Annotated in this window: 19 protein-coding genes; 15 read left to right on the plus strand and 4 right to left on the minus strand. The window is 34.1% G+C overall.

Annotation, left to right across the window (positions count from 1 at the left end; genetic code table 11):
• Window positions 1-20 precede the first annotated feature (20 nt).
• The 15 genes from serS (at window position 21) to BM179_RS16415 (ending at window position 19,145) form a co-directional block, all read left to right on the plus strand.
• Window positions 21-1,289: a serine--tRNA ligase gene (serS, locus tag BM179_RS16345; protein WP_092018234.1), complete on the plus strand. Its 1,269-nt coding sequence runs from the start codon at window positions 21-23 to the stop codon at window positions 1,287-1,289.
• 120 nt (window positions 1,290-1,409) lie between these two features.
• Complete coding sequence (locus tag BM179_RS16350) at window positions 1,410-2,687, plus strand: sensor histidine kinase (protein WP_092018235.1); 1,278 nt, start codon at window positions 1,410-1,412, stop codon at window positions 2,685-2,687.
• Window positions 2,688-2,896: 209 nt separating this feature from the next.
• Window positions 2,897-3,961: a GDP-mannose 4,6-dehydratase gene (gene gmd, locus BM179_RS16355; protein ID WP_092018236.1), complete on the plus strand. Its 1,065-nt coding sequence runs from the start codon at window positions 2,897-2,899 to the stop codon at window positions 3,959-3,961.
• Window positions 3,951-5,252 carry a nucleotide sugar dehydrogenase gene (locus BM179_RS16360; RefSeq protein WP_229632963.1) on the plus strand — a complete coding sequence of 434 codons (1,302 nt, stop codon included), beginning with the start codon at window positions 3,951-3,953 and terminating at the stop codon, window positions 5,250-5,252. The genes gmd and BM179_RS16360 overlap by 11 nt, the downstream gene beginning before the upstream one ends.
• 97 nt (window positions 5,253-5,349) lie before the next feature.
• Entirely contained in the window at window positions 5,350-6,879 is a 1,530-nt protein-coding gene (locus BM179_RS16365) for a capsule assembly Wzi family protein (protein ID WP_092018237.1), read from the plus strand.
• A 97-nt stretch (window positions 6,880-6,976) separates the two neighbouring features.
• Window positions 6,977-8,233 (plus strand): lipopolysaccharide biosynthesis protein, encoded by a 1,257-nt coding sequence (locus BM179_RS16370; protein WP_092018238.1) that lies wholly within the window; start codon window positions 6,977-6,979, stop codon window positions 8,231-8,233.
• Window positions 8,234-8,297: 64 nt separating this feature from the next.
• A complete protein-coding gene (locus BM179_RS16375; protein WP_092018239.1) occupies window positions 8,298-9,533 on the plus strand; it encodes a hypothetical protein in 1,236 nt (411 codons plus the stop codon).
• Window positions 9,527-10,432 carry a glycosyltransferase family 2 protein gene (locus tag BM179_RS16380; RefSeq protein WP_092018240.1) on the plus strand — a complete coding sequence of 302 codons (906 nt, stop codon included), beginning with the start codon at window positions 9,527-9,529 and terminating at the stop codon, window positions 10,430-10,432. Before BM179_RS16375 ends, BM179_RS16380 begins: the two co-directional genes overlap by 7 nt.
• Window positions 10,432-11,523: a glycosyltransferase family 4 protein gene (locus tag BM179_RS16385; protein ID WP_092018241.1), complete on the plus strand. Its 1,092-nt coding sequence runs from the start codon at window positions 10,432-10,434 to the stop codon at window positions 11,521-11,523. The genes BM179_RS16380 and BM179_RS16385 overlap by 1 nt, the downstream gene beginning before the upstream one ends.
• A 78-nt stretch (window positions 11,524-11,601) precedes the next feature.
• The gene (locus BM179_RS16390) at window positions 11,602-12,780 is read left to right on the plus strand and encodes a glycosyltransferase family 4 protein (RefSeq protein ID WP_092018242.1); all 1,179 of its coding nucleotides are present in this window, start codon (window positions 11,602-11,604) and stop codon (window positions 12,778-12,780) included.
• A 17-nt stretch (window positions 12,781-12,797) separates the two neighbouring features.
• A complete protein-coding gene (locus BM179_RS16395) occupies window positions 12,798-13,412 on the plus strand; it encodes a sugar transferase (RefSeq protein ID WP_092018243.1) in 615 nt (204 codons plus the stop codon).
• Window positions 13,409-14,020, plus strand: coding sequence for an acetyltransferase (locus BM179_RS16400; RefSeq protein ID WP_092018244.1), 612 nt, complete (start codon window positions 13,409-13,411; stop codon window positions 14,018-14,020). Before BM179_RS16395 ends, BM179_RS16400 begins: the two co-directional genes overlap by 4 nt.
• Window positions 14,010-15,128 (plus strand): DegT/DnrJ/EryC1/StrS family aminotransferase, encoded by a 1,119-nt coding sequence (locus BM179_RS16405; protein ID WP_092018245.1) that lies wholly within the window; start codon window positions 14,010-14,012, stop codon window positions 15,126-15,128. Before BM179_RS16400 ends, BM179_RS16405 begins: the two co-directional genes overlap by 11 nt.
• Window positions 15,129-15,705: 577 nt before the next feature.
• Window positions 15,706-16,695 carry a class I SAM-dependent methyltransferase gene (locus tag BM179_RS16410; RefSeq protein ID WP_092018246.1) on the plus strand — a complete coding sequence of 330 codons (990 nt, stop codon included), beginning with the start codon at window positions 15,706-15,708 and terminating at the stop codon, window positions 16,693-16,695.
• A gap of 509 nt (window positions 16,696-17,204) precedes the next feature.
• Window positions 17,205-19,145, plus strand: coding sequence for a polysaccharide biosynthesis protein (locus BM179_RS16415; RefSeq protein ID WP_092018247.1), 1,941 nt, complete (start codon window positions 17,205-17,207; stop codon window positions 19,143-19,145).
• A 20-nt stretch (window positions 19,146-19,165) separates the two neighbouring features.
• On the opposite strand, the gene BM179_RS16420 is transcribed toward BM179_RS16415, so the two are convergent.
• The 4 genes from BM179_RS16420 to aspS all read right to left on the minus strand — a co-directional run bounded on the left by BM179_RS16420 (window position 19,166) and on the right by aspS (window position 24,447).
• Window positions 19,166-20,668, minus strand: coding sequence for a sulfatase-like hydrolase/transferase (locus BM179_RS16420; RefSeq protein WP_092018248.1), 1,503 nt, complete (start codon window positions 20,666-20,668; stop codon window positions 19,166-19,168).
• The gene (locus BM179_RS16425) at window positions 20,655-22,046 is read right to left on the minus strand and encodes a class I SAM-dependent methyltransferase (protein WP_092018249.1); all 1,392 of its coding nucleotides are present in this window, start codon (window positions 22,044-22,046) and stop codon (window positions 20,655-20,657) included. Before BM179_RS16425 ends, BM179_RS16420 begins: the two co-directional genes overlap by 14 nt.
• Window positions 22,033-22,203 (minus strand): hypothetical protein, encoded by a 171-nt coding sequence (locus BM179_RS25370; RefSeq protein ID WP_177219429.1) that lies wholly within the window; start codon window positions 22,201-22,203, stop codon window positions 22,033-22,035. Before BM179_RS25370 ends, BM179_RS16425 begins: the two co-directional genes overlap by 14 nt.
• Window positions 22,204-22,683: 480 nt before the next feature.
• The gene (gene aspS / locus BM179_RS16435) at window positions 22,684-24,447 is read right to left on the minus strand and encodes an aspartate--tRNA ligase (protein ID WP_092018251.1); all 1,764 of its coding nucleotides are present in this window, start codon (window positions 24,445-24,447) and stop codon (window positions 22,684-22,686) included.
• Between the last annotated feature and the right edge of the window lie 217 nt (window positions 24,448-24,664).

Genomic DNA, 24,664 nt, shown 5'->3' on the forward strand with positions numbered 1-24,664 from the left:
ACAAGTATTGACAGAATGATATGTTACAGATTAGCCAGATAAAAGAAAATAAAGCCGCAACCATTGAAGGCTTGAAAAGGAAATTCTTCAAAAATGCAGAAGAATCAGTAGAACAAGTGTTGACACTGGACGAAAAACGCCGTGAAACACAGGTTGAACTAGATGCTACCCTGGCTAAATCTAACTCCATTGCCAAAGAAATCGGGGCAATGATGAAAGCCGGAAAAAAAGAAGAAGCTGAGCAGGCTAAGGCTGAGACGGGTGTCCTAAAAGCACGCTCTAAAGAATTGGAAGAGGCTTTAAAGGCAATTGAGACTGAGTTGCAGAATGAACTTGTTTTATTGCCCAATCTTCCTCATGTAAGTGTTCCTGCCGGAAAAACGCCTGAGGAAAATGAAGTTATTCTTGAAAATGGTGCAATTCCTGAACTGGGAGAAGAGGCATTACCTCACTGGGATTTGATAAAGAAATATGATATTATCGATTTTGAACTAGGGAATAAAATCACAGGAGCCGGTTTCCCGGTTTATAAAGGCAAAGGAGCAAGGATTCAGCGGGCATTGATTAATTTTTTCCTGGATGAAGCAATTGCAGCAGGCTATTTTGAAATTCAGCCTCCGATTTTGATTAATCGTGATTCAGGATTCGGGACCGGACAGTTACCTGATAAAGATGGCCAGATGTATCATGCAACCGGTGACGACTTATTCTTAATTCCTACGGCTGAAGTGCCGATTACTAATATTTATCGTGATGTAATTTTGCAGGAATCTGATTTACCGGTTAAAAATGTAGGATATACACCATGTTTTAGAAGAGAAGCGGGTTCATGGGGAGCACATGTACGGGGACTGAATCGTTTGCATCAGTTTGATAAAGTTGAAATTGTACAGATTAATAAACCGGAGCATTCATATACAGCACTTGAAGAGATGTCACTGCATGTTCAGGGTTTATTGCAAAAACTTGAATTGCCTTACAGAGTTTTAAGACTTTGCGGAGGAGATATGAGTTTTACCGCTGCTTTGACTTACGACATGGAAGTGTGGTCTGCTGCTCAGAAACGTTGGCTGGAGGTAAGTTCTGTGTCTAATTTTGAGACATATCAGGCTAATCGTTTGAAATTGAGGATGAAATCAGAAGGTAAAAATGTGGTTTTACATACATTGAACGGTTCTGCTTTAGCATTGCCAAGAATTCTGGCAGCTATTTTAGAGAATAATCAGACTGCTGAAGGAATTAAAATCCCGAAGGTACTTGTGCCTTATTGTGGATTTGATACGATTTAAGAATAATCTTACGATCATTTATCAGGTTTGGGACATGCTTTTTGAGTGTGTCCCATTTCTTTTGTTAATGATTTGTTAAAGTTTGCAACAGTTTACAGGCAGAGGCGTTACTTTTGAACCATGAACTCAAAAACTCTCAGAATCTTTGTAGGACTTTCGGTAGTATTAATGACAGGAGTCATTCTGATTCAGTACTACTGGTTCAGACAGGCATATAATTTACAGGACCGCGACTTCAATCAGCGTGTTACTTCTGCGTTGCGTGCAGCAAGTGAAAGAATGCTGGCATTTAATAAAAATCCTAATAATCAGCTTATTCAGCCTGTAGAAAGGGTAACTTCTAATTATTATACCGTTCAGATTAATGATACCATAAATGCTTCCGTATTGGAGGAATTCTTAAAGCAGGAGTTTGCTCACAGCGATGTACGTTTGAATTTTGAATACGGTATTTATGACTGTGTGAAAGATCGAATTAAATATGCAGCCTTTGTCTGTCATTCTGAAAATTGCAATCAGAATGATTCATCCGCACATTACCGTTTTCCGGAACTGGATATTCATAACTATTATTTTGGCGTTTATTTTCCGGATAAAAAGTACTATCTGCTGGGTGATTTGGATAATTGGTTTGTTTCTTCTGCTATTTTGCTGGTAGTAATGATGTTTTTCGTATATGCCCTCATGGTAATTTTCCGACAAAAAAGACTGTCAGAAATACAAAATGATTTCATCAATAATATGACACATGAGTTTAAAACACCTATTTCGACGATATCAATTTCCAGTGAAGTATTAATGAAACCGGATATAATTGATAAGCCGGAAAGGTTACTCAGTTATGCTACAATTATTCGGAAAGAAGCTGCTAGGTTAAAGAAGAATGTAGATACCGTTCTGCAGACAGCGAATATTGCACAGAAAATAGATAAACTTAATTTCGAAGAAGCAGATATTCATGAAATTCTTGAAGAATTGCAAATCAGTTGTGATCCGGTATTGAAAGAGAAACATGCAACTCTTAAGCTGAATCTTCAGGCAACCAATTCCAGAATCAAAGTGGACAAGCTGCATTTTACCAATATTCTCCACAATCTGATTGATAACGGACTGAAATACAGCCAGCGTCAGCCGGTTCTGGAAATAACTACACAAAATGTTAAGAATGAACTGATTGTGAAGATTAAAGATAACGGGATCGGTATTTCAGAGAAAGATCAAAAATATATATTTAATAAATTTTTCCGGGTACATACCGGAGATATTCATAATGTAAAAGGCTTTGGTTTAGGGCTCTACTATGTGAAAGAAATGGTTGAAGGGCATAAAGGAAGCATAGAATTAAAAAGTCGTCCGGGAGAAGGAAGTGAATTTATTATGCACTTTGAATTATTCTAAGAACAGAAGTTTCATAAAAAAAGAGACCAAAATTGCATTTAAGGCTCAAATGTTTAAAAACCGTTTAATAAAATATGGATTTATTATCCAAACTTTTGTGTAATTTTGTTGCTTTTAGCAGCAAAATGCAGATTACATAGTAAGTTTTGTTGCTTAATATCGCCCTGATTTATTGAGACTCTTAATTGCAATTTTGATATATTCTTTTGATGAAAAAAGCTTTAATTACTGGTATTACTGGTCAAGACGGTGCTTACCTCGCCGAGTTATTACTTTCTAAAGGTTATGAAGTTCACGGTATCAAACGCAGAAGTTCACTGATAAATACACAAAGAATTGATCATTTATATGAAGATATTCATGAGCATAATGCCAGATTTATCCTTCATTATGGAGATTTAAGTGATTCAACAAATATTATAAGAATTATTCAGGAAGTGCAGCCTGATGAAATTTATAATCTGGGGGCCATGTCACATGTAAAAGTGTCATTTGATGAACCTGAATATACTGCACAGGTTGATGGTATCGGTACACTTCGGATTTTAGAAGCTGTACGCTTATTAGGACTTACTGACAAAACCAGAATTTATCAGGCATCCACTTCAGAATTATATGGCCTGGTTCAGGCTGTTCCTCAATCAGAAACTACTCCTTTTTATCCGAGATCTCCTTATGCAGTAGCAAAATTATACGGTTATTGGATTACTGTAAATTATCGTGAAGCTTATGGAATGTATGCTGTTAACGGAATATTATTTAACCACGAATCTCCTTTAAGAGGTGAAACTTTTGTAACTCGCAAGATTACAAGAGGGGTTGCTCAAATCGCTTTGGGACAACAGGAAAAGTTGTATCTGGGAAATTTAGATGCTCAGCGTGACTGGGGACATGCTAAAGATTATGTTGAAGCAATGTGGTTAATTCTTCAGCAGGATACTCCTGAAGATTATGTCATCGCAACAGGTGTTACAACCAGAGTAAGAGATTTTGTAAGAATGTCGTTTGAAGAGGTGGGTATCGAAATTGAATTTACAGGAGAAGGTGTGGATGAAGTTGGAAGAATAAAAGCATGCAATAATCCTGCTTATCAGGTTGAAATCGGTAAAGAAGTTGTTACAATTGATCCGAGATATTTCCGTCCGACCGAAGTAGAATTATTGATTGGAGATCCGACTAAATCAAAGACAAAGTTAGGATGGGAGCCAAAATATGATTTGCAGGCACTGGTAAAAGATATGATGCAGGCAGATGTGAAATTGTTTGCCAGGTAATTTTCATTCAGAGCGTAATTTTCAGGATTTGGAATTGTCAGATGTAAAAATAGCAATTGTAGGATTGGGTTATGTGGGTTTGCCATTGTCTGTTGAATTTGGCAAAAAATACCCTGTAACAGGCTTTGACATTAATCAGAATCGGGTACTGCAATTACGTAAAGGCCTGGATATTACCCATGAAATAGATGAAGAGTCTGTCAGAAAGGCTGTTTCGCTTACTTTTGCTGATAAAATAGAAGATATAAGGGATTGCAATATTTACATTATTACAGTCCCGACTCCGATTGATAATAATAAGCAGCCAGATTTGAAGCCTTTATTGCATGCTACAAACCTGGTTGCCGGCTTACTTAAAAAAGGAGATATTGTTATTTACGAATCAACGGTTTACCCGGGATGTACGGAAGAAGATTGCGTACCTGAATTGGAAAAATTAAGCGGATTGGTATTTAACAAAGATTTTTTCTGTGGTTATTCTCCTGAAAGGATAAATCCGGGAGATAAAATTAATACGGTTACAAAAATTAAAAAAGTTACATCAGGATCAACACCGGAAGTAGCTGTTTTTATTGACAGATTATATAGTTCGATCATTGAAGCGGGAACATTCAGAGCCCCTTCAATAAAAGTAGCAGAAGCTTCAAAAATCATTGAAAATGCGCAAAGAGATGTCAATATTTCTTTCGTAAATGAACTGGCAATGATATTTGACAGAATGGGAATAGATACGAATGAAGTGCTGACTGCAGCCGGAACAAAATGGAATTTTTTGAATTTCAAGCCCGGACTGGTTGGAGGAAATTGTATAAGCGTAGATCCTTACTATTTGTTGCATAAATCGAAATCTTTAGGTTATACGCCCGACATTATTTCATCTTGCAGAAATGTAAATGATAATATGCCGGTTTTTGTGGCCAATAAATTCGTAAAACTGCTTATCCGGAAAGGAGTTCCTGTTAATAATGCTAAAGTGCTTTTATTAGGCTTTAGTTTTAAAGAAAATGTCTCGGATTTCCGGAATACAGGTGTTTTGAATGTTTACCGGGAATTGACAGATTTTGGTTTAAACGTTTCAGTATATGATCCGCTGATTAATGGAGAAGAGGTTTTTCTGGAATATGGGATAAAGTTGATAGAAACACCTGAGGAAGATTATGCAGGGATTATGCTGTCGGTAGCGCATGAGGCGTTCCGGAATTTTGGAATAGAAGAGTATCGCAATAGAGGGACACTGATTTTTGATGTAAAGTCCTTTTGGGATAAGGAGTTGGTAGATGAGAGGCTCTAGCTTTGTTAGAGAAAAGTTAATAAGATAAGTTCTGACTAAATATTAATATAGTTGCCTGAATCATTAAAATAAACCTTCCGTATCGGAAAGGGAAAATATGCGTCTATTTTTACTCATAGCTCTGATAATCTCAAGCTCTTGCTCTGTTTTATTCGGGCAAACGAATATTGGGAAAGATACCAGTATAACCAGAAAGAGGTTAAATTATTTTACAGAGCTAGGCAGTTATTTATCTTCAGAAAAAAGCACACCATTCTGGTTAAGAACAAACCAATACGGCATTGTTCCGGGCCAATCTCAAAATGTAACCCTAAGAGGCGGAATCAGGCTTGATTACAAGGGATACGAATATAAAGAACAACGATACGAAAAAACCAGATTTGACTGGGGATACGGTCTTGAAGTTGTTGCTAATTCACAATACATTTTAACAAATGATTCTTCGAGAAAAGATTATATTCTTATTCCGGAGGCTTATGTGAAAGTCAAATACGGAGTGTTTGAACTATATGCAGGAAGAAGGCGGGAGATCGTTGGCCTCGTTGATTCTACGCTTAGTTCGGGTTCATATATTTGGTCGGGAAATGCATTGCCAATACCCAAAGTACAGATTTCTATTCCGGAATATATGCCTTTAGGCTTTACAGGAGGGGTTGTTTCATTGAAAGGTAATTTCTCGCATGGATGGTTTGAAAACTCCCGGAGAGATGTAAAGGATTTTTACCTTCATCAGAAAAGCCTTTATTTCAGAATAGGGAAACCTAATTGGAAATTTAAATTTTACGGAGGATTTAATGATCAGGTTCAATGGGCGGGAACACTAAAATATGATGATCCGACGGGTTATGTATCAAAAGGAGGGAAGTTGCCGTCGAGCTTGAAAGATTATTGGTCAGTTATTCTTGGTAAAAGTATGGCCTATGAAGGGGACACGATAAATTATAGTAAGAATGATGCCTGGAACAGACTGGGAAATCATTTGGGAAGTGTTGATGTTGGGCTGGAGATAGATCTGTCTAATGCATCACTTTTCTTATACAGACAAAGTTTCTATGAGGCAGGAGCCTTGTTTTATCTGAATAATATTACTGATGGGTTACATGGGATAAGTCTGAAAATTAAACAACCTTCGGAGTATGGTTTTGCATTGCAGAAAATTACATTTGAGTATCTGAACACATACAGTCAGGGAGGAGAAGGGCTTTCAACGAATACTTATCAAAGAGGACGAGAGAATTATTTTAATCATTCACAATACACAGATGGATGGTCTTATTTCGGGAATACGATAGGAACCCCATTTATCGTTCCAAAGTCATTACTTGAAAGTAAGCAGCCCGGTCAGTCGTTTTTTGCCAACAACAGAACACAGATGTATTTTTTAGGGTTTTCAGGAACAGTGAATCAGGGTGTGGAAATTTCCGGTAAGTTTTCTTACAGCTCTAATTTTGGAACTTATGATTTTCCTTTCCTTAAAAGGATAGATCAATTTTCCGGAATATTAAGTTCGAAGATTCCCGTTAAATTCCTGGAAGGAAGCTCATTGAATGTTTCAGTTTCTTATGATAGCGGAGAGCTTTACAAAAACAGTCTGGGGGGCTATATTGGAATACGGAAAGTTTGGTAATTAAAACGGATGGATTTTGTTCTGAAACGCTTTTAGTTAAAGGGATGAATAATAGCCTAAAGTGATAAATTACTATTAATTAGTAAACTTAGAAAAGTTGGAAAGTAAATCGAAGTATTTTTTAGAGAAAAATTTCATTATATACCTTATAGGTAAGATCGCATCAGTAGGTTTTAGTTTTGCATCTATACCGCTGTTTATCAAATATTTTGGTATCGCGGATTTTGGAAGATTTTCATTATTATATACTACTTTTTTAATGTTTCTTTCTGGAACTACTGGTTGGATTAATCAAGGAGTACTTCGATTTCATTCAATGGAAAGAGATAGGGAAGCATTTTCTTCGGAGATATTATTTTTAACTGTCAAATCAGCGATATTTTCCAATATTTTACTTGCTGGCGTATTCTGGTATAATAATGCAAATTTGAGTACTATAATACTGGCTGTTTTAGCCTTTTTTTTTGCATGTTTATTTGGCGTTTATACGACAGAACTGCAAGCTCGGTTTAAATCAAGAATTGTAATATTATCTGATATATTAAGGTTATCCTGCTATTTTTTCATTCCATTATTAATACATTTTATAAAACCGGATGTATTACCTGAAATAGCTATTTTTACCGGAATTTTGGTAAGTTTTTTTGTTTCATTCTTAATGATAAATGACTGGAAACTTCCGGTATTGAACAGGTCATTGAACAGGGCCCCTAAATGGTCAAGGAAAATATGGGAATATGGTTCTCCAATGAGTATTTGGATGTTTTTAGCACCAACATTAAATACAAGTGATAGATACTTAATTAGTTTTTTTCTTGGATCAGCAGTACTTGGTCAATATTCTGCTCTATATGATGTGATTTTTAAGCTTTTCCCTCAACTTACAGGCCCTTTTTATAATATAATACATCCAATGTTAATTAGCAGCCATAATAAGGGAGATGTCCAGGAATTTAACAAAATAATGAAACGCTCCTCTGTATATTTAATGGTGATGTTTATTGGACTTTTTCTTATAATATACCTTTTTAAATCCTTTATAATCAATAACTATCTGGGCTTTTCAAAAGAAGATACAGCTAAGTTAGAAGAAACGGTAGTTCCTTTACTTTTAGGTAGTTTTTTTTGGCAGATATCCTTTTTAATGCAAAAAAGACTTGAAATTGCTAACAAAACGAGATTCATGGCTTTGGCAATGTTTATATCAGTATCGATAGGATTACTAGTCAGTATATATTTTGTACCAAAATTTGGATACTTGGCTTCGGCATATAGTACGTTATTCAGTGGCTTGATTTACATAGGGATTATTACTCGTTTTAAATTCAGGGAATGGATTCAATGGGTCAATTAACAAACTAAATGAACCGTATAGATAGAATAAGGGTATGATTAGTAATTAATTCTATTTAAATATCATGTTTTTAATAAGAACATCTTTTAAGTTTTCGCTTCTGCATACAATTAATGTTGTATGTATTTGCATTCTTGCCTTAGGTATTCTTGCTTTCCCGAATTCATTCAGAGAATATAAATATCCTTTTTTTTTACCTGCGGTCTTATCCGTATTGCTTAATTTAAGAAATATTCCTAAGGAATTTTTAGTGATATATTTGGCTGGAACTATAGTTACAATAGTTTACATTATTGTTGGTTATCCAAATGCAACAGCATTTGAGGTATCCTTAATTCAATCAATAGTAATATATATCGTTTTTCCATTTTTTTGGATCTTTTGGCTTGACTATATATTCGAGAGATATAAGACCAGGGTTATCGTCAATTTTATAATACTAGCGGCAATACTTGGATCATTGACTGTTTTATTATGTTTGTGGCTTTTTTTAAATGGGTTTAAGGATATTGTGGCATTGTTTATTGATGATCCCAATGTAAATATAAATGAAGATGGTGTAGTGTTAATAAAATTCCATGTTTACGGATCTTTTATATTTATTTTTTCTGGATTTTGGGCAATAGTTTTTGACAGGTTCAATTACAAATATTTAATAATACTCATTTTTTTTGTAGTTATTACCTTTATCGCTGGTAGAGCTGCGCTTTCGATGTCATTAGCTATAGGATTAATAGGTACTATTCTATCAACTGTTAAAAGTATAAAACTGAAACACATTGTTTCTGTAATAATATATTTAGTAATCATTGACTTAATATTTTTAATAATTGAGAATGTATTTGAGATATCTTTGATAAATGCAATTACTTACGCATATGATCATATCATTTCCGGTGGAGGAGGAGATGAAAGACCCATGCAATTTAAAGCATTAATGAAAGGGGTATATGATAATTATTTTTTAGGTTCCGGGCACGGAGTTGGAGTAGATTTATCAAGGAATGATGACTATGTATGGCGTTATGAAATATTACCGATTGCAACTCTTTTCAGAGTAGGGATAATAGGATTATTAATCTATTCTTACCCATTTTTAATTTCAACCGTACGTTATATTAGGTTATATAGAATGAAGATGCTGAATTCCTATGACATCTTTTTTTATTTTGGAATGTTTTCAATTTGTATATCATCATTTAGTAACCCATATCTTGAATCAATTGAGTTCCAATGGGCATATTTTATAAGCTATGTCTATTTTTATAATCGCAGTAAAAATTTAAAAGTATCATGTTAGATATCATTATCGTAAATTGGAACTCCGGAGAGTTATTATCCAAGTGTATTGTTTCAATATTTAATTCAGATTTAAATGATATTAGTCTAAATATTATTATTGTAGATAATGCTTCAACTGATGATTCGCTATTGAGGATACCAAAAGATAAAAAAATAAAAATAGTTTATAATGAGAAGAATAGAGGTTTTGGTGCTGCCTGTAATCAGGGAGTAAAAGCTGGTAATGGCAAATATATTCTGTTCTTAAACCCAGATGCTGAAGTAAGAAAAGATACAATCGCCAATTCTTTAGATTTTTTACAAAAAAATCTAAAAGTCACAGTTCTGGGATGCAGACAGGTGGATGAATTCGGAAATACCTTACGGACTTGTGCTAATTTCATTTCCCGGTCTAATTACTTCAACAAATTAGTAGGATTGTCAAAAGTTCTGCCTCAGATTTTCCCTGATTATCATATGACAGGATGGGATCATAATAGCTCAAGGGAAGTTGATCACGTAATGGGGTCATACTATTTAATAACGAGGGAGAAACTGGTGAAGCTCAATTCTTTTGATGAACAATTTTTCGTTTATTTTGAAGATCTGGATTTGTCTTATAGAGTCAAAAAACAAGGCGGGATTGTCTATTTTAATGCTGATATAGAAATCTATCATGAAACTGGCGGAACCTCGAAAAAAGTTAAGGCTGAGCGTCTATTTTATACACTGGATTCATTATTATGCTATGGGAAGAAGCATTTTAGTAAGTTTGATTATTTTATATTGAAATGCATAGTTTTTGGAGTAGAACCATTTTTCAGATGTTTTTTACACATTATTAATTTCAATTTCAGGGATATTAAAATGACTTTTTCCGGCTATAAAATGCTTTATTTAAAACGTGTTTTTAATTAATGAGAATTCTTTTTTTGCCTAAATATTCAATATCAGGGCCAAGTAGTAGATATAGGATATACCAATACCTTCAGCTCTTCGGATCAGAGGATATAGAATTCACAGTTTTACCTTTATTGGATGATGAATATATAAGTAATCTCTATAATGGGAATAATAATATTAACTTGAAGCTAGCTTATGCTTACCTTAAGAGGTTTCTCAAAATACTACTTAAGAGAAGAGATTATGATTTAATTTTTCTTGAGAAAGAATTCTTTCCATTCATGCCTGATTTTATTATTCTATTTAAACTTTTAGGTATAAAGTATATAGTAGACTATGATGATGCAATTTTTCATAATTATGATAAGAGTAGAAGTAAGTTAGTCAGATTCTTTTTTCAGAATAAGATTTCAAATGTGATAAAGAATGCTGAATACGTTATTTGTGGAAGCCCGTATTTGACAAATTTTGCTATGAAATATAGCAAAAATGTTATTGAAATACCTACATCGATTAATTTTCAAAGATACCAGCAACGTAGATTGGTAAATAGTAATAAAGAGAAATTTGTAATTGGATGGATTGGTTCTAAAACAACATCCAAACATTTATTAGAAATAAAAGATGCTTTACTGGATTTCTTCTTGGAAATTGAATGTGAGATACATTTGATCGGTTTTGATGAAAACCTTATCAATGAATTTGATAAAAGAATCCCGGTTAAATTAATTAAGTGGAATAGTGAGACGGAAATTGAAGAGATGTGTAAGTTTAGTGTTGGCGTTATGCCACTTCCGGAACAATCTTTTGAACAAGGAAAATGTGGATTCAAGCTTGTTCAATATATGGCTTGTGGTCTGGCGACAATTTCTACACCACTTGAGGCAAATGTCAAAATTGATAATGGGAATGGAAATTTGTTTGCTGCAAAAAAAGAAGAGTGGGTAGATGCATTTAAGGAGATGTATTTAAACCGGGAAAAGTATTTAGAAGTGGGTAAGAAAAATATTAGAACGATTAAACATCTCTATTCAGTAGAATCAAACGTAGAGAAATATGTAGATACTTTTAAAAAATGTTTAGTTTCTAAACGAAGTGACATTTAGTGAATAATACAAATAAATATAGTATTGTCTAAAAGATAAGTTATTGTTTCATTTAGTTATTATATAATAAATAAAGGAATGCCTCCAGTAAAACCAAAGTTGTTTTTTTTGACAACTGTCCAGGAATCGATAGAAGGGTTTTTAAAAGATCAGATTAGGTTTTTAGGGATGAATGGGTTTGATACAATGATGGGTTGTGCAATCACTAATGAATCCGATATTAATAAATTAGAACAGGAAGCCAATTCAAAGTTCTATTCTCTGCCATTAACAAGAAAGATTACCCCTTTTAAAGATATTTGTGCTATATGGAAGACATACCGCTTGTTTAGAAAATTGAAACCTGATGTGGTAATGACATATACGCCAAAGGCAAACATGATTGGGGCAATAGCTGGTTTTTTAGCCGGAGTACCATTAAGATTAACATTTGTAGTTGGATTGCCATTAATGAATAAAAGAGGAGTATTAAGAACCTTATTAAGTAATATAGAAAGGTTAAATTATTTTTTTTCTACAAATGTCTTCCCAAATTCTTTCGGATTAAAAGATTTTATAATTGAGAACATATCTAAATCTTCTAAAATCAGAGTCGTCGGAAATGGTGCAACCAATGGTGTTAATATCGATTTTTTCTCTAAAAATAATGCACTTTCAATGCAATCCCAATCATTGAGGGAAAGCATAAAGATTAATAACAATGACTTTGTCTGGATTTTCGTTGGTCGTGTTGTAGGAGATAAAGGAATTAATGAACTTGTTTCTGCGTTTGTTACTTTTCAGCAAAAGTACGTTAAAAATAAATTACTTATAGTTGGTACTTTTGAAGAAGAGCTTGACCCTCTTTTACCGGAAACGAAAGAGGCTATTCTTAATCATCAGGCAATCTTGCATGTAGGTTTTCAAAAAGATGTAAGGATTTACTATGATTTATCTGACGTTCTTGTTTTTCCAAGTTACAGAGAGGGACTTCCAGGGGTTGTTTTGGAAGCAGGATGTATGGGGTTACCCTTGATATTAAGTGATATTAATGGATGTAATGAAATTGTCATAAATGAAGAATGTGGTCTTCTTGTACCGGTTAGGGATATTGATGCAATATATAATGCAATGGAGCGAATGTATAATTCAGAGGAGTTAAGAAATACATTTTCTTCCAAAAGTCAAAAAAATATACGTGAGAAGTATAGTGAAAATGTCGTGTGGAATTATATGAAACTTGAGTTGGAATCCTTATTGAATAAAAGAAGCCAGTAATAAAATAATATCTGTTCATGCTTTACAAATTACTTGTTAAAAGGTTAATTGATATACTAATATCTTCATTAGTTCTAATATTGGTTTCTCCTGTTTTGCTGCTGGTTTTTGTCTTGCTTTTTATTGTCAATGAAGGAAAAGCCCTTTTCATTCAAACACGTCCTGGGAGAAAAGAAAAGAACTTTAATATAATAAAGTTCAAGACGATGAACGATAAGAGAAATGCAGATGGTACATTGTTACCTGACGGAGAAAGGCTTACTCCTATTGGAAAGATAGTCAGGAAAACCTCGATTGATGAGCTTCCCCAATTAATTAATGTTTTGAAAGGGGAGATGTCTTTAGTTGGTCCCAGGCCTTTATTAGTCGAATATTTAAAACTTTATAACCAGGAACAGAGAAGACGTCATGAAGTAAGACCTGGGATTACCGGTTGGGCTCAGGTAAATGGTCGGAATACAATAGACTGGCAACAAAAGTTTGAGTTTGATATATGGTATGTTGATAATATAAGTTTGGGTTTAGATATTAAAATTCTCTACTCTACATTTTTAAAAGTATTCAAATCTGAAGGTATAAGTCAGAATGGAAAAGCTACAGTTGAGCCTTTTAGAGGAAATATAGAACTATGATATTATACGGTGCAAGCGGTCATGCAAAGGTTATTTGCAGTTGTTTAGAATCAGAAAAAGTCGAAATAGAAGGTGTTTTTGATGACAATCCGTTAATTAAAGACTTAGATGGTTATGAAGTTTTCGGGCAATATTCTGCTGAAAAATTTATTAATTCAAAACTGATAATCAGTATTGGATATAATGACATTAGAAAGAAAATTTCCAAACAAGTTAAACATGCTTTCGGGATAAGTATTCATACTTCTTCTATCTGTGATAAGACGGTTTCTATTGGTGAAGGGTCTGTATTACTGCATCGTTCTGTTGTACAGAGAGGGACTCAATTGGGGCGACATGTAATTCTTAACACAAACTCTTCTGTCGATCATGATTGTAAAATAGAAGACTTTGTACATATTTCTCCAAATGCCTGTATTTGTGGAGGTGTATCGATTGGAGAAGGCACTCACATTGGAGCTGGAGCAATAGTAATTCAAGGTATTAGCATTGGAAGGTGGGCTACCATTGGAGCAGGTGCTGTTATTGTTAAGAATGTACCTGATTATGCAGTTGTTGTTGGTAATCCTGGTAAAATTATAAAATATAATAAATTAAGTGAGCACTAAAATCTGGCTATCATCTCCACACATGGGTGGAAATGAAATAAAATACGTTAATGAGGCTTTTGAGACGAACTGGATCGCCCCTCTTGGACCTAATGTAGATAATTTTGAGAATGATCTTTGCTCCTACACCGGAATGAAATATGCAGCTGCATTGGTTTCCGGTACCAGTGCTATTCATCTTGCATTAATTCAACTAGGTGTTCAGGCCGGAGATGAAGTAATATGTTCTTCGTTTACTTTTTCTGCTTCAGCTAATCCGATCCTTTATCAAGGAGCTGTTCCTGTTTTTGTCGATAGTGAGGAATTAACATGGAATATGTCACCGCAGTTATTGGAAAAAGCTATTAAAGACCGGATATCAAAAGGAGGGAATCTGAAGGCCATAATTCTTGTTCATTTGTACGGTATGCCGGCACAGATGGATGAGTTGATGGCCATTGCAAATCATTATAATATTCCGGTGATTGAGGATGCTGCCGAAGGATTGGGCTCTACTTATAAAGGAAAAGCTTTAGGAACATTGGGGACAGTAGGTGTGCTTTCATTCAATGGTAACAAAATCATTACGACTTCCGGAGGAGGTGCATTACTTTCTGATGATGAAAGCTTTATAAAACATACACGCTTCCTGGCTACTCAGGCAAGAGATAATGCTCCTCATTATCAGCACTCTCATGTTGGATATAATTATAGAATGAGTAATATATCTGCTGGTATTGGACGCGGACAAATGGAGGTTATTCAGGAAAGAGTCGAACAACGCCGGAAAAATTATAATTTTTATTATGAGAACCTTTCTGATGTTTCAAAAGTCAGCTTCCTGACAGAAGCGGAAGGGTATTATTCTAACCGTTGGTTATCATGTATTGTTCTTGAAAATTATGAACAGAGAGAGATACTCAGACTGGCATTGGAAAAAGAGAATATTGAATCCAGGCCTCTTTGGAAGCCGTTGCATTTACAACCAATATTCGATAAATACCCATCTTACTTGAATGAGGTATCTGAAAAGCTATTTAATTGCGGTCTTTGTTTACCCTCCGGGTCAAATCTGACTATTAAAGATTTACAAAGGGTATTAAAAGTTATAAAGCATGTATTGTCATAATATTTGTGGATAAAAATCCTTCTTAAAAGGAAGATAAGAGGGGATTTGTATAGCTTGAATCTGATTGAAGTTAAAAGGGTAAGATTCAAGTGTAATGGAAAATCAACAAGAGATAGGTTCATCCTCAAAAAGCTTATTAAGGAGTAATAAACTGTTTTTTTTTGATACTAATTATTCAGAGGAAGCAGCACACTACCGAATAATAAATCGTATCATCCTTTATATAGGATTATTCATAAATTTGATTTTACTTTACTCATTGACATGAGTATTTTCTGTAAAAAAAGGGATGTTACCTGAAGTTATTGTAATTACAGAACAATTCTTACTGAAGGTATATAATTTCTATGAAAATCAGTTAAAACGAAACCAATTTAGAGTCCGTTAAAGTTTTAGTCTCTAAGTAATAATAAGTGCAGCATAAGATTTCCCAGATGTTGTGGAATCGTATTCTGTTCTTATTCCGGTTACTGCTTAATACTTAATAAATCAGCAAGTAAAGTATTATATCTATGGAAGTATTATCTGATTAGCATCACAACAGGATAGTTATAGATATTATTAAAAAAGATTAGCAATGGAATGCAGAATTTGTTGTAGCAAAATTACGGATAAGGGATTACGAGTAAAAGAAATGATGTTTGGAACAGGGAATGAGTATTTATATTACAAATGTAATAGCTGTGGTTGTTTGCAAATAGAACATCCTGAAAATAATGCCAGTAATTTATACCCAAATAGATACTATAGTTTTAATACTTATAACGTTTCAAATATACTTGAAAAAGTAAAACGCCTGATTGTAAGATATTCTGTTTCAAAATCGCTTGGGCATTCGTCCTTTTTCAATTTTCTATTGGCAAAAAAACATCGGGATGGTGGGGCAGGTGCACTAAAAGGGAAAGTTTCAAAATCATCTAAAATTTTGGATGTTGGTTGCGGAGATGGAAGTTTAGTAGATGCTTTGGCTTGGTGCGGATATAAAGACTTAGTTGGAATTGACCCATATCTTAAACAAGATTTAATTAAAAACAACTATCAACTGTTAAAAAGAAGAATAGAAGATTTTAAAGGGAGCAATTTGTTTGATGTCATTATGTTACATCATAGTTTTGAACATGTAGAATACCCTTTTGAAATGCTTAGCCATATTAAAAGACTTCTAAAAAGAGATGGATTGTGCATAATAAGAATACCTGTGGCTGACAGCTATTCTTGTGATTTTTATAAACAAAATTGGGTGCAAATGGATGCGCCAAGACATATTTTTTTGCATACAAATGATAGTATGGCGTTTTTAAGCAAAAAATATAACTTTAATATAGAATCTATTGTCGATGATTCAACAGAATTTCAATTTATTGGAAGTGAACAGTATAAAAAAGGAATTACTTTAAGCTCTGATAAATCATATTTTGTATCTTATCATAAAAAGATTTTTGCAAACAAAGAGATGTTATTTTCTAAAAATGAGATTAAAAAATTTAAACATCAGGCTATTACTCTAAACAATGAAGGGAAAGGAGATCAACGAATTTACTATCTCAAAAATATCGAATTGAATTAGGTTTATCATAAAAGAATGCTTTAACAGACTCGGTTCACTTCTTTAGTAAGTGAAAAAATGTTGATTACATTTGTAAAAGGATACTATTGTTCTAATGATCTAAGTTCGAATCGTGAAGTAAGTTTAATTGTGTATAATGTTCACAAAGATTAGAAATTTTTGTATTGAACATCTGAATTGTTGGAAATGAAATAATGTGTTTATAGTTTATAAATACTTATAAGCATCCTGTTTTGCGACAATCATAATGAAGAGAAAATGAACAATTGTTTGGTTAAATACCCCTTCCTTTAAGATTTTCCAATATATATTTTATTATACAATAGTGAAGACTTTAGCGTAAATTTTAATATTAAAAATATCTGCCGGAAGCATTGGTTTCTTTTAATAAAAGACATTAAGGGTATCACAAATATTTAAATTCGATCAAAGGAGTTAATTAATCATAGCGATCAGATTATACAGCGTTCCACCTTCAAATCTTTTCGTCCTCGTAAAATATCTAAGATATGGCTACTCAAAATTTACTAAGCAGATATTCAAACAGATTTGTTTCGCGATGGCTTATTTTGGCTGTAGATATTGCTATTGTTCTTTTTTCATTTGCTATTGCTACGCTTTTAAGACTAAATTTTAATATACAACTTATTGATGCTGTAATACTTAAAAAACATTTCTTCTTTTTGCTTTACATTCGCTTAGGTTGTTTCTTCTATTTCAGATCCTACACAGGCATTATACGTCACTCTAGTATCGAAGATGCTATTTTGATTTTTAAAGCCATTACATTAAGCAGTTTTTTAGCTGGATTTGCCTCATATACCATCAGATACGTAATGGAGATTGAAACGAGCTACTTTGTTCCTTTTTCTATCCTTCTTATTGATTATTTTATTTGCTTGTTTCTGATGATTTCAAGTAGGTTTTTGGTTAAAGCAGTTTACGAATCACTTGTTTCAAGTTTTAAAATAACTACTGATGTTTTGATCTACGGAGCAGGTTATTCTGGCCTGATAACCAAAAATCTATTGCAGAATGATAATTTTAAAAGTTATAACATAATTGGTTTTATTGATGATAATCCTTCTCTTATTGATAAAACAATCGAGGGAATAAGAGTTTACTCACAACAGGATGCTATTAATAAGTTACTCAATAGAAGACCTGATTATGAAAATGTAGAGGTTATTGTTGCTATCAAGAAAATCAGTTCTTTTGCCAAACGTCGTATTAGTGATGTTTTTCTGGAAAAGGGCATTGTTGTTAAAGCTTTACCACCGGTTGAGAAATGGGTTGGTGGAGAATTCTCTGTAAATCAGATCCATAATATCAGAATTGAAGATTTGCTGGAAAGAGATTCTATAAAGACTGATGATAAGCTTATTGCGAAGGATATAGCCGGGAAAGTCATTATGGTAACTGGAGGAGCAGGCTCTATAGGTAGTGAAATTGTACGCCAGTTATTGAAATATTACCCTTCTAAGATTATTATTCTTGATCAGGCTGAGTCTGCTTTATATGATCTGGAATTTGAGATCAAGAAAAATATCCCTAATAATACTGCTGTTCAGATAGTTATAGCAAATGTTTCAGATAGAAGCAGAATGAAGAGGGTTTTTAGAAGTACAAAACCTCACATGGTTTTTCATGCTGCAGCTTATAAACATGTACCTTTAATGGAAAACAACCCCTATGAAGCTACCAAGGTTAATGTAATAGGGACTAAAATTGTCGCAGATTTATCAGTTGAATTTGGGGTTGCCAAGTTTGTGATGGTTTCCACTGACAAAGCAGTGAATCCTACTAATGTTATGGGTGCAACAAAGCGCATGGCAGAAATGTACACCCAAAGTTTGAACAATATTGGAGGAATAGGTACTAAATTTATAGCTACACGATTTGGAAATGTACTTGGATCCAATGGTTCGGTTATCCCGATTTTTAAGAAACAGATTGAAAATGGAGGACCGTTGACTGTTACTCATCCGGATATTACCCGATATTTTATGACAATTCCTGAAGCTTGCCAGCTCGTCATGGAAGCCGGGACAATGGGGCAAGGGGGCGAGGTTTTCGTTTTTGATATGGGAGAGTCTGTTAAAATTGTAGATCTGGCCAAGAAAATGATAACGCTTTCAGGTTTGCGTTTAGATAAGGATATTAGAATTGAGTTTTCCGGATTAAGGCCAGGAGAGAAATTATATGAAGAATTATTAAATAATAATGAAAATACCCTTTCTACGCATCATCCGAAAATAATGAGAGCGAAAGTTATTACTCCCAGCCATGCTGTAATGGAAATAGCTACAGATGAATTGGAGAGACTTTTATATGAAGGGAATAATAAAGATTTAGTCTCTCAGATCAAAAGTATTGTCCCTGAATATCTTAGTAATAATTCTATTTATGAAGAGCTGGATTTTCCAAAAGTGGATAGTATCATTAAATAATGTTATTTACTATTGCTACCCTACCTGACTTCCAGACCTGATTTATCCTCAAGATTAGAAAATTTAGTTCCTAATGACTTATTGAGTACCTGTCGTATTACATTTACAGGTGTAATCGAATCATAGAGATGGTTATATTTTCCATCCGGGTAATAAATAGCACAAAAATTCATATATCTTTCTTTTACAGCTTCATAATTAGAAATTGGATTACTCAACATTCTTGACCCATGATCACTTAATAGGATAACAATCGAATTCCTTTTAGTGAGCTTTGAGCAAAGTTCAAGAGCTTTTATATTAGTGAACCTGACATGGTTTATATAATTAATGCTGTTAGTACTATCTATTCTAGATGAGCCTAAAGTATTATTTGTAGTGTCATCATCAACAAGAGGCAAGATGCCGGTTAAAGATGGGCTTTCTGCATATATAGTTTTATCAACCTTATATTTATCATTCAGATAAAAAGGCGAGTGAGTAAGCAAAAGATGGGCATAAACAAATTTAGGAGTAGTAGAATTTTCATTTTTAACCAAAAAATTAACACCTTTCAGAATATTTAATTCTCTTGTAACGCCTTCTCCCTTCTCTCCTTTATTTATAATATCATATATAATACACTTTGAAAGCAGAAAAAATGCGAAACTACTTTTATTAATGAAAAACTTCAAAACGTATTTCGAATGATAATTTTTAAAGTGAAAAGCTGAAAGATTGTGAATAGAATATCCATAATCTTCATATAGTGAAACTACTTTATTATTATAGATATATTCCAGAAATTCCCTGGGAACATTTTTTTGAGTAGGTTTCAGGTAGTCTAGATTAAGCATTGAAGAAACAGTCTGAACTGTAAAAGGGTAATTGCTTCTGGAATTTTTCACAAAATAGAAACCCAGCTTCTTTAGAGAATCCGTAAATGCCGTATTATCGTACTTATAATATTTATCAAGGGATTTATTATTTGCATAACCATCAAGGAGAATTAAATATACATCCGGATGATTCTTTGAAGTATTTTTTGCAGAGTGAGAGAATGCGGTATCTCTCTGTCCAAAGTAATTATTACCTTCCAAAAGCGATATGATATCAATGCTTATGTAAATCAGAAATAATACGTTTAGAAACAGATTTGGTAATCTGCTCGTAACTGTCTTAAGTTTAAAAAATAAACTAATAAGAATTAGAAATAGGAAGGAAAGAACGTGTCTATGTCGAAGATTGTAGAAAAAATAATTTTTAATAAAGTAAAAAATGTCCTGGTAAAACAAAATGCTTACCAAGATAAAAGTTAGAATGTATCTTGAATTAAATTTATCTTTAAAAAACCTTGACAGAAGTCTGTCTAACAGATACGTAACAATGAGGAGTACAACCAAACTACCTGCTGGCTCATACCATCTGAATGCCTCGTCTCCGAACTCTATCGTGTTATGAAGAATGAAATAAATAATTACCAATACCGGATGCAGAATATATTTATCCCTTAAGCTGGTTTTTAGTCTTTCAATTAAACTCATTTTTTAATTTCATAAAAAACAGGATCCGTTCTGTTGGACGCAGAATAATCTCCTCCTTTATTTCAAAATACTTACTGAAAAGGATACGGAATGTTTCCGGGGTATATTCATCAAAGATATCTTCGCGATGTTTAAGCAGCATTTTTACCTTTTCGTCTGACTTAGGAACGAATTCAATAATCAATTCATCACAATGTCTGCTGAAAAATCCGGCCAGAAAATCCAGAGGAATATTGTTTCCAATGCAAAGATGATGAATTACAGCAAGCGCCATAATCATGTCAACCTTTCCGATTCTTTCCAGCAGGGAGTTTCTCTCTGTATTATTCCAGCCAATTGATGGTTCAGGATTTGTAAAATCGACTATCAGAGGTAAAATGTTCTGAAGAGATCTCCTCTTCAATAATAGATAGTTCTGTTCAACGCAGGCAGGATCTATGTCAAATGACAAGACTTCCCCGAATTTATTAGCAGCAAAAATACTGAAGGTTCCGTCATTGGCTCCTAAATCCAGTAAAGTCCTGTGTTTTTCGGACTGATTGATAAATCTTTCGACAACTTCATTCTTGGAATTAAAATACTGATCAGCAACCCACTTATCGTAATACTTGTCCCAAACAGTATCAGCGGCTTTCCACTTAAGATCTTCAATAGTTGATATCAAATGGTCTGTTATCCGGTGAATAGGACTCTTTATCTGAGTTTTCTTTTCCGAAGGAGTATTCCTGTCATTTTGAGATCGTTTTTGCGACTTGGCATGAAGGAAAAGATGAATATACAGGCTGAAATTAAACTTACTTTTCAGTGGAAGTATCCTGGTGGCCAATTCCAAAGGAATGCCATCGAGGTTGGAAATCAGCAGCTTGTTTAAAGATACATCAGTATAACTCATTAAAGCCAACGGTGCCAAAAAATGTCTGCAAAACTGTCCGTATGCTTTCCAGGCACTTTCACCATCGTAAATCTCAAATGATAATGTATCAATGAACATTGGTTTTGCCCCAACGAACTGAACGTTATAAGCACTGGCATCCTTCAAAACCATACCTTTTTCGAGTGCATGTTTTTGAATTTTTAAGGTCAGCAGTGCTGCATCTTTGAGCATACTGAAACTCCAGCCATACGGATATGTAATGAACTTTATCTGCTCAGGCAGAATGATTTTATATAAAGGATCAGAATCTTCGGCAATGTGACCAATCTCGCGATGAGGAACAAGTAATTGCTTTTCTACCAGCGATTGGTATAAACCTGAAGAGAGAAGAAAATCGTAATGTTTTTTGTAAACCTTATTGATTTGTCGATAGCTTTTTCCTTCGTTTTTAAAAATAAATCCACTATTGTCTCTGAAAGAACCGGGATGATTAATTTGCAACATTTTCTTTTTCAGCTTGTTCTTCTTTTTTTGAGAAAATGTGTGTCAACTTAAATTTTAACTGTTTGAAAAACATCAGACCGCCAAGAACGCTTGCAATAATGGCTTGAAAAAGCATACTTCCGCTGCTTGGATCAATGTACAGGAAAAATGGCATCATAAGAATGTAAGGATTAAACCAGGTTTGTGGTAAATGAATAATTGAAAAATTACTCAATCAGAATAATCAAAATAATAGCAAAGTTTTGAAAAAACGATGTTTGAAAGAGGAGGTTTCGATTGTAAAATCTGGTTAGAAAACATTAATGAAATACCTTCATAACATTCTCGTAACACTACAAATTAAGACGAAATATATGGATTGTCGTATGTCAGATGAGGAAAAAAGATATTAAACGGTCAAAAAAAGAATAATTATTAACAAAAGATAATCATTCTTGTTGACTTATGTTAAATATTATATTGGAGTTTACCGCAATATTTTAAGCTTAAACAAAAACTTTCAGACTCTACTTTTAAGTGAGCAGGCTCAGCTTTCGGATTGAGTTTCAGCCTGCATTTACCGGAAATTATAACTGCATAAAAAAGTCGTGCTTTGATTTTACAAAACACGACTTCTTGAAACAGGATATTTTAAAAATCAGACAGTAGTCTTAATTTTAAGTTCATTTAACTGAGCATCTGCAATTGCTGAAGGTGAGTCAATCATCACATCGCGACCGGAATTATTTTTTGGAAATGCAATGAAATCTCTGATCGAATCTGAACCACCAAATAGTGAGCAAAGTCTGTCAAAACCAAAAGCAAGTCCACCATGAGGAGGAGCACCATATTCAAACGCATCCATCAGGAAGCCGAATTGATGTTTAGCTTCTTCATCCGAAAAACCCAGTACTTCAAACATTTTAGCTTGTAAGTCCTTTTGGAAAATACGAATAGATCCTCCGCCGACTTCAACACCATTAATAACCAAATCATATGCATTTGCTCTGATTTTGCCGAAATCTCCGGATTCAAGATATCCTAAATCTTCCGGTTTCGGACTGGTGAAAGGATGGTGCATTGCAAACCAGCGATTCTCTTCCTCACCGTATTCAAGCAGAGGGAAATCAACAACCCATAAACAAGAATAATTGTCAGAATTGCGAAGGCCTAATCTCGAACCCATTTCCAGACGCAATTCATTTAACTGTTTTCTTACTTTGTCTCCTTCTCCGCTTAAAATCAATAATAAATCTCCGGGTTCTGCATCAAATGCAGCAACCCATTTTTTCAAATCTTCTTCGGTATAGAATTTATCTACGGAAGATTTGATGCTTCCATCCGTATTGTATCTTACCGTAACAAGGCCTTTTGCTCCGACCTGCGGACGTTTTACAAAATCCGTTAACTCGTCAACCTGCTTGCGGGTATATTCTGCACATCCTTTTGCTGCGATACCTACAACTAAACCTGCGCTATCGAAAACCTGAAAGTCTTTTCCTGAAGTTAAATCTGATTCTTCACCTTTCAATTCCACAAACTTCATTTCGAAGCGTGTATCAGGTTTATCAGAACCATAATATTTCATGGCATTAGCATAGGTCATTCTCGGAACAGATTCCAGATCTATACCTTTCACCTGTTTAAACAAATGACGGGCTAATCCTTCAAACATCTGAAGAATATCTTCCTGCTCAATAAAAGACATTTCACAGTCAATCTGTGTAAATTCCGGTTGACGGTCGGCACGAAGATCTTCATCTCTGAAACATTTCACAATCTGATAATAACGGTCAAATCCGGAAACCATCAATAATTGCTTAAATGTCTGTGGAGATTGAGGTAAAGCATAAAATTCTCCAGGATTCATTCTGGAAGGTACTACGAAATCTCTTGCACCTTCAGGAGTTGATTTAATCAAAACAGGCGTTTCAACTTCTATAAAGCTTTGATCGTCAAGATATTGTCTTGTGAATCTTGCTACCTGATGACGTAACTGAAGATTAGCTCTTACCGGATTACGGCGTAAGTCAAGATATCTGTATTTCATACGGATATCATCACCACCGTCTGTCTCATCCTCAATGAGGAAAGGAGGCAATTTAGCAGGGTTTAAAATCGAAAGAGATTCGATTTTAACTTCTACATCACCAGTAGCTATTTTATCATTTTTCGAAAGGCGTTCAACTACTGGTCCTGTCGCGGAAATAACAAATTCGCGACCTAAAGAGCGGGCAATATCAAGGGCTTCTTTCGAAGTTTTTCCTTCTTCGAGCATCAATTGCGTAATGCCATAGCGGTCACGAAGGTCAATCCAAATCATACCGCCTTTATCGCGGATACGTTGTACCCATCCGCAAAGCGTAACTGTTTGATTTACATTGGCGAGACGCAGCTCACCGTTGTTATGTGTTCTTAGCATAAAATTGTTTACTTCGCACCATAGTTTAATCCGATTTATTTATTTCAGCGTATATTCTATGGTACATAATTGATTTTTTACAAAAATACGGAATTTACAGCTTTAGAAAACTATTTGCTTTATTTAATGATTTTAACTTGTTTGTTATAACATATTTACAATCGTTTGGTTTATTTGGTTTACATGCTTAATATTTGATAAAATGCCGGAAATGCCT

Origin of the sequence: Pseudarcicella hirudinis (genome assembly GCF_900115665.1) — a bacterium.
Taxonomy (GTDB): Bacteria; Bacteroidota; Bacteroidia; order Cytophagales; family Spirosomataceae; genus Pseudarcicella; species Pseudarcicella hirudinis.

What these genes read in the sequence shown, in the direction of transcription:
- serS (WP_092018234.1), top strand. Translation starts at nt 21, where the DNA reads ATGTTACAGATTAGCCAGATAAAAGAAAATAAAGCCGCAACCATTGAA.
- BM179_RS16350 (WP_092018235.1), top strand. Translation starts at nt 1,410, where the DNA reads ATGAACTCAAAAACTCTCAGAATCTTTGTAGGACTTTCGGTAGTATTA.
- BM179_RS16420 (WP_092018248.1), bottom strand. Translation starts at nt 20,668, where the DNA reads ATGAGTTTAATTGAAAGACTAAAAACCAGCTTAAGGGATAAATATATT.
- BM179_RS16395 (WP_092018243.1), top strand. Translation starts at nt 12,798, where the DNA reads ATGCTTTACAAATTACTTGTTAAAAGGTTAATTGATATACTAATATCT.
- BM179_RS16400 (WP_092018244.1), top strand. Translation starts at nt 13,409, where the DNA reads ATGATATTATACGGTGCAAGCGGTCATGCAAAGGTTATTTGCAGTTGT.
- BM179_RS16390 (WP_092018242.1), top strand. Translation starts at nt 11,602, where the DNA reads ATGCCTCCAGTAAAACCAAAGTTGTTTTTTTTGACAACTGTCCAGGAA.
- BM179_RS25370 (WP_177219429.1), bottom strand. Translation starts at nt 22,203, where the DNA reads ATGATGCCATTTTTCCTGTACATTGATCCAAGCAGCGGAAGTATGCTT.
- BM179_RS16410 (WP_092018246.1), top strand. Translation starts at nt 15,706, where the DNA reads ATGGAATGCAGAATTTGTTGTAGCAAAATTACGGATAAGGGATTACGA.
- BM179_RS16415 (WP_092018247.1), top strand. Translation starts at nt 17,205, where the DNA reads ATGGCTACTCAAAATTTACTAAGCAGATATTCAAACAGATTTGTTTCG.
- aspS (WP_092018251.1), bottom strand. Translation starts at nt 24,447, where the DNA reads ATGCTAAGAACACATAACAACGGTGAGCTGCGTCTCGCCAATGTAAAT.
- BM179_RS16365 (WP_092018237.1), top strand. Translation starts at nt 5,350, where the DNA reads ATGCGTCTATTTTTACTCATAGCTCTGATAATCTCAAGCTCTTGCTCT.
- BM179_RS16375 (WP_092018239.1), top strand. Translation starts at nt 8,298, where the DNA reads ATGTTTTTAATAAGAACATCTTTTAAGTTTTCGCTTCTGCATACAATT.
- BM179_RS16380 (WP_092018240.1), top strand. Translation starts at nt 9,527, where the DNA reads ATGTTAGATATCATTATCGTAAATTGGAACTCCGGAGAGTTATTATCC.
- BM179_RS16385 (WP_092018241.1), top strand. Translation starts at nt 10,432, where the DNA reads ATGAGAATTCTTTTTTTGCCTAAATATTCAATATCAGGGCCAAGTAGT.
- BM179_RS16425 (WP_092018249.1), bottom strand. Translation starts at nt 22,046, where the DNA reads ATGTTGCAAATTAATCATCCCGGTTCTTTCAGAGACAATAGTGGATTT.
- gmd (WP_092018236.1), top strand. Translation starts at nt 2,897, where the DNA reads ATGAAAAAAGCTTTAATTACTGGTATTACTGGTCAAGACGGTGCTTAC.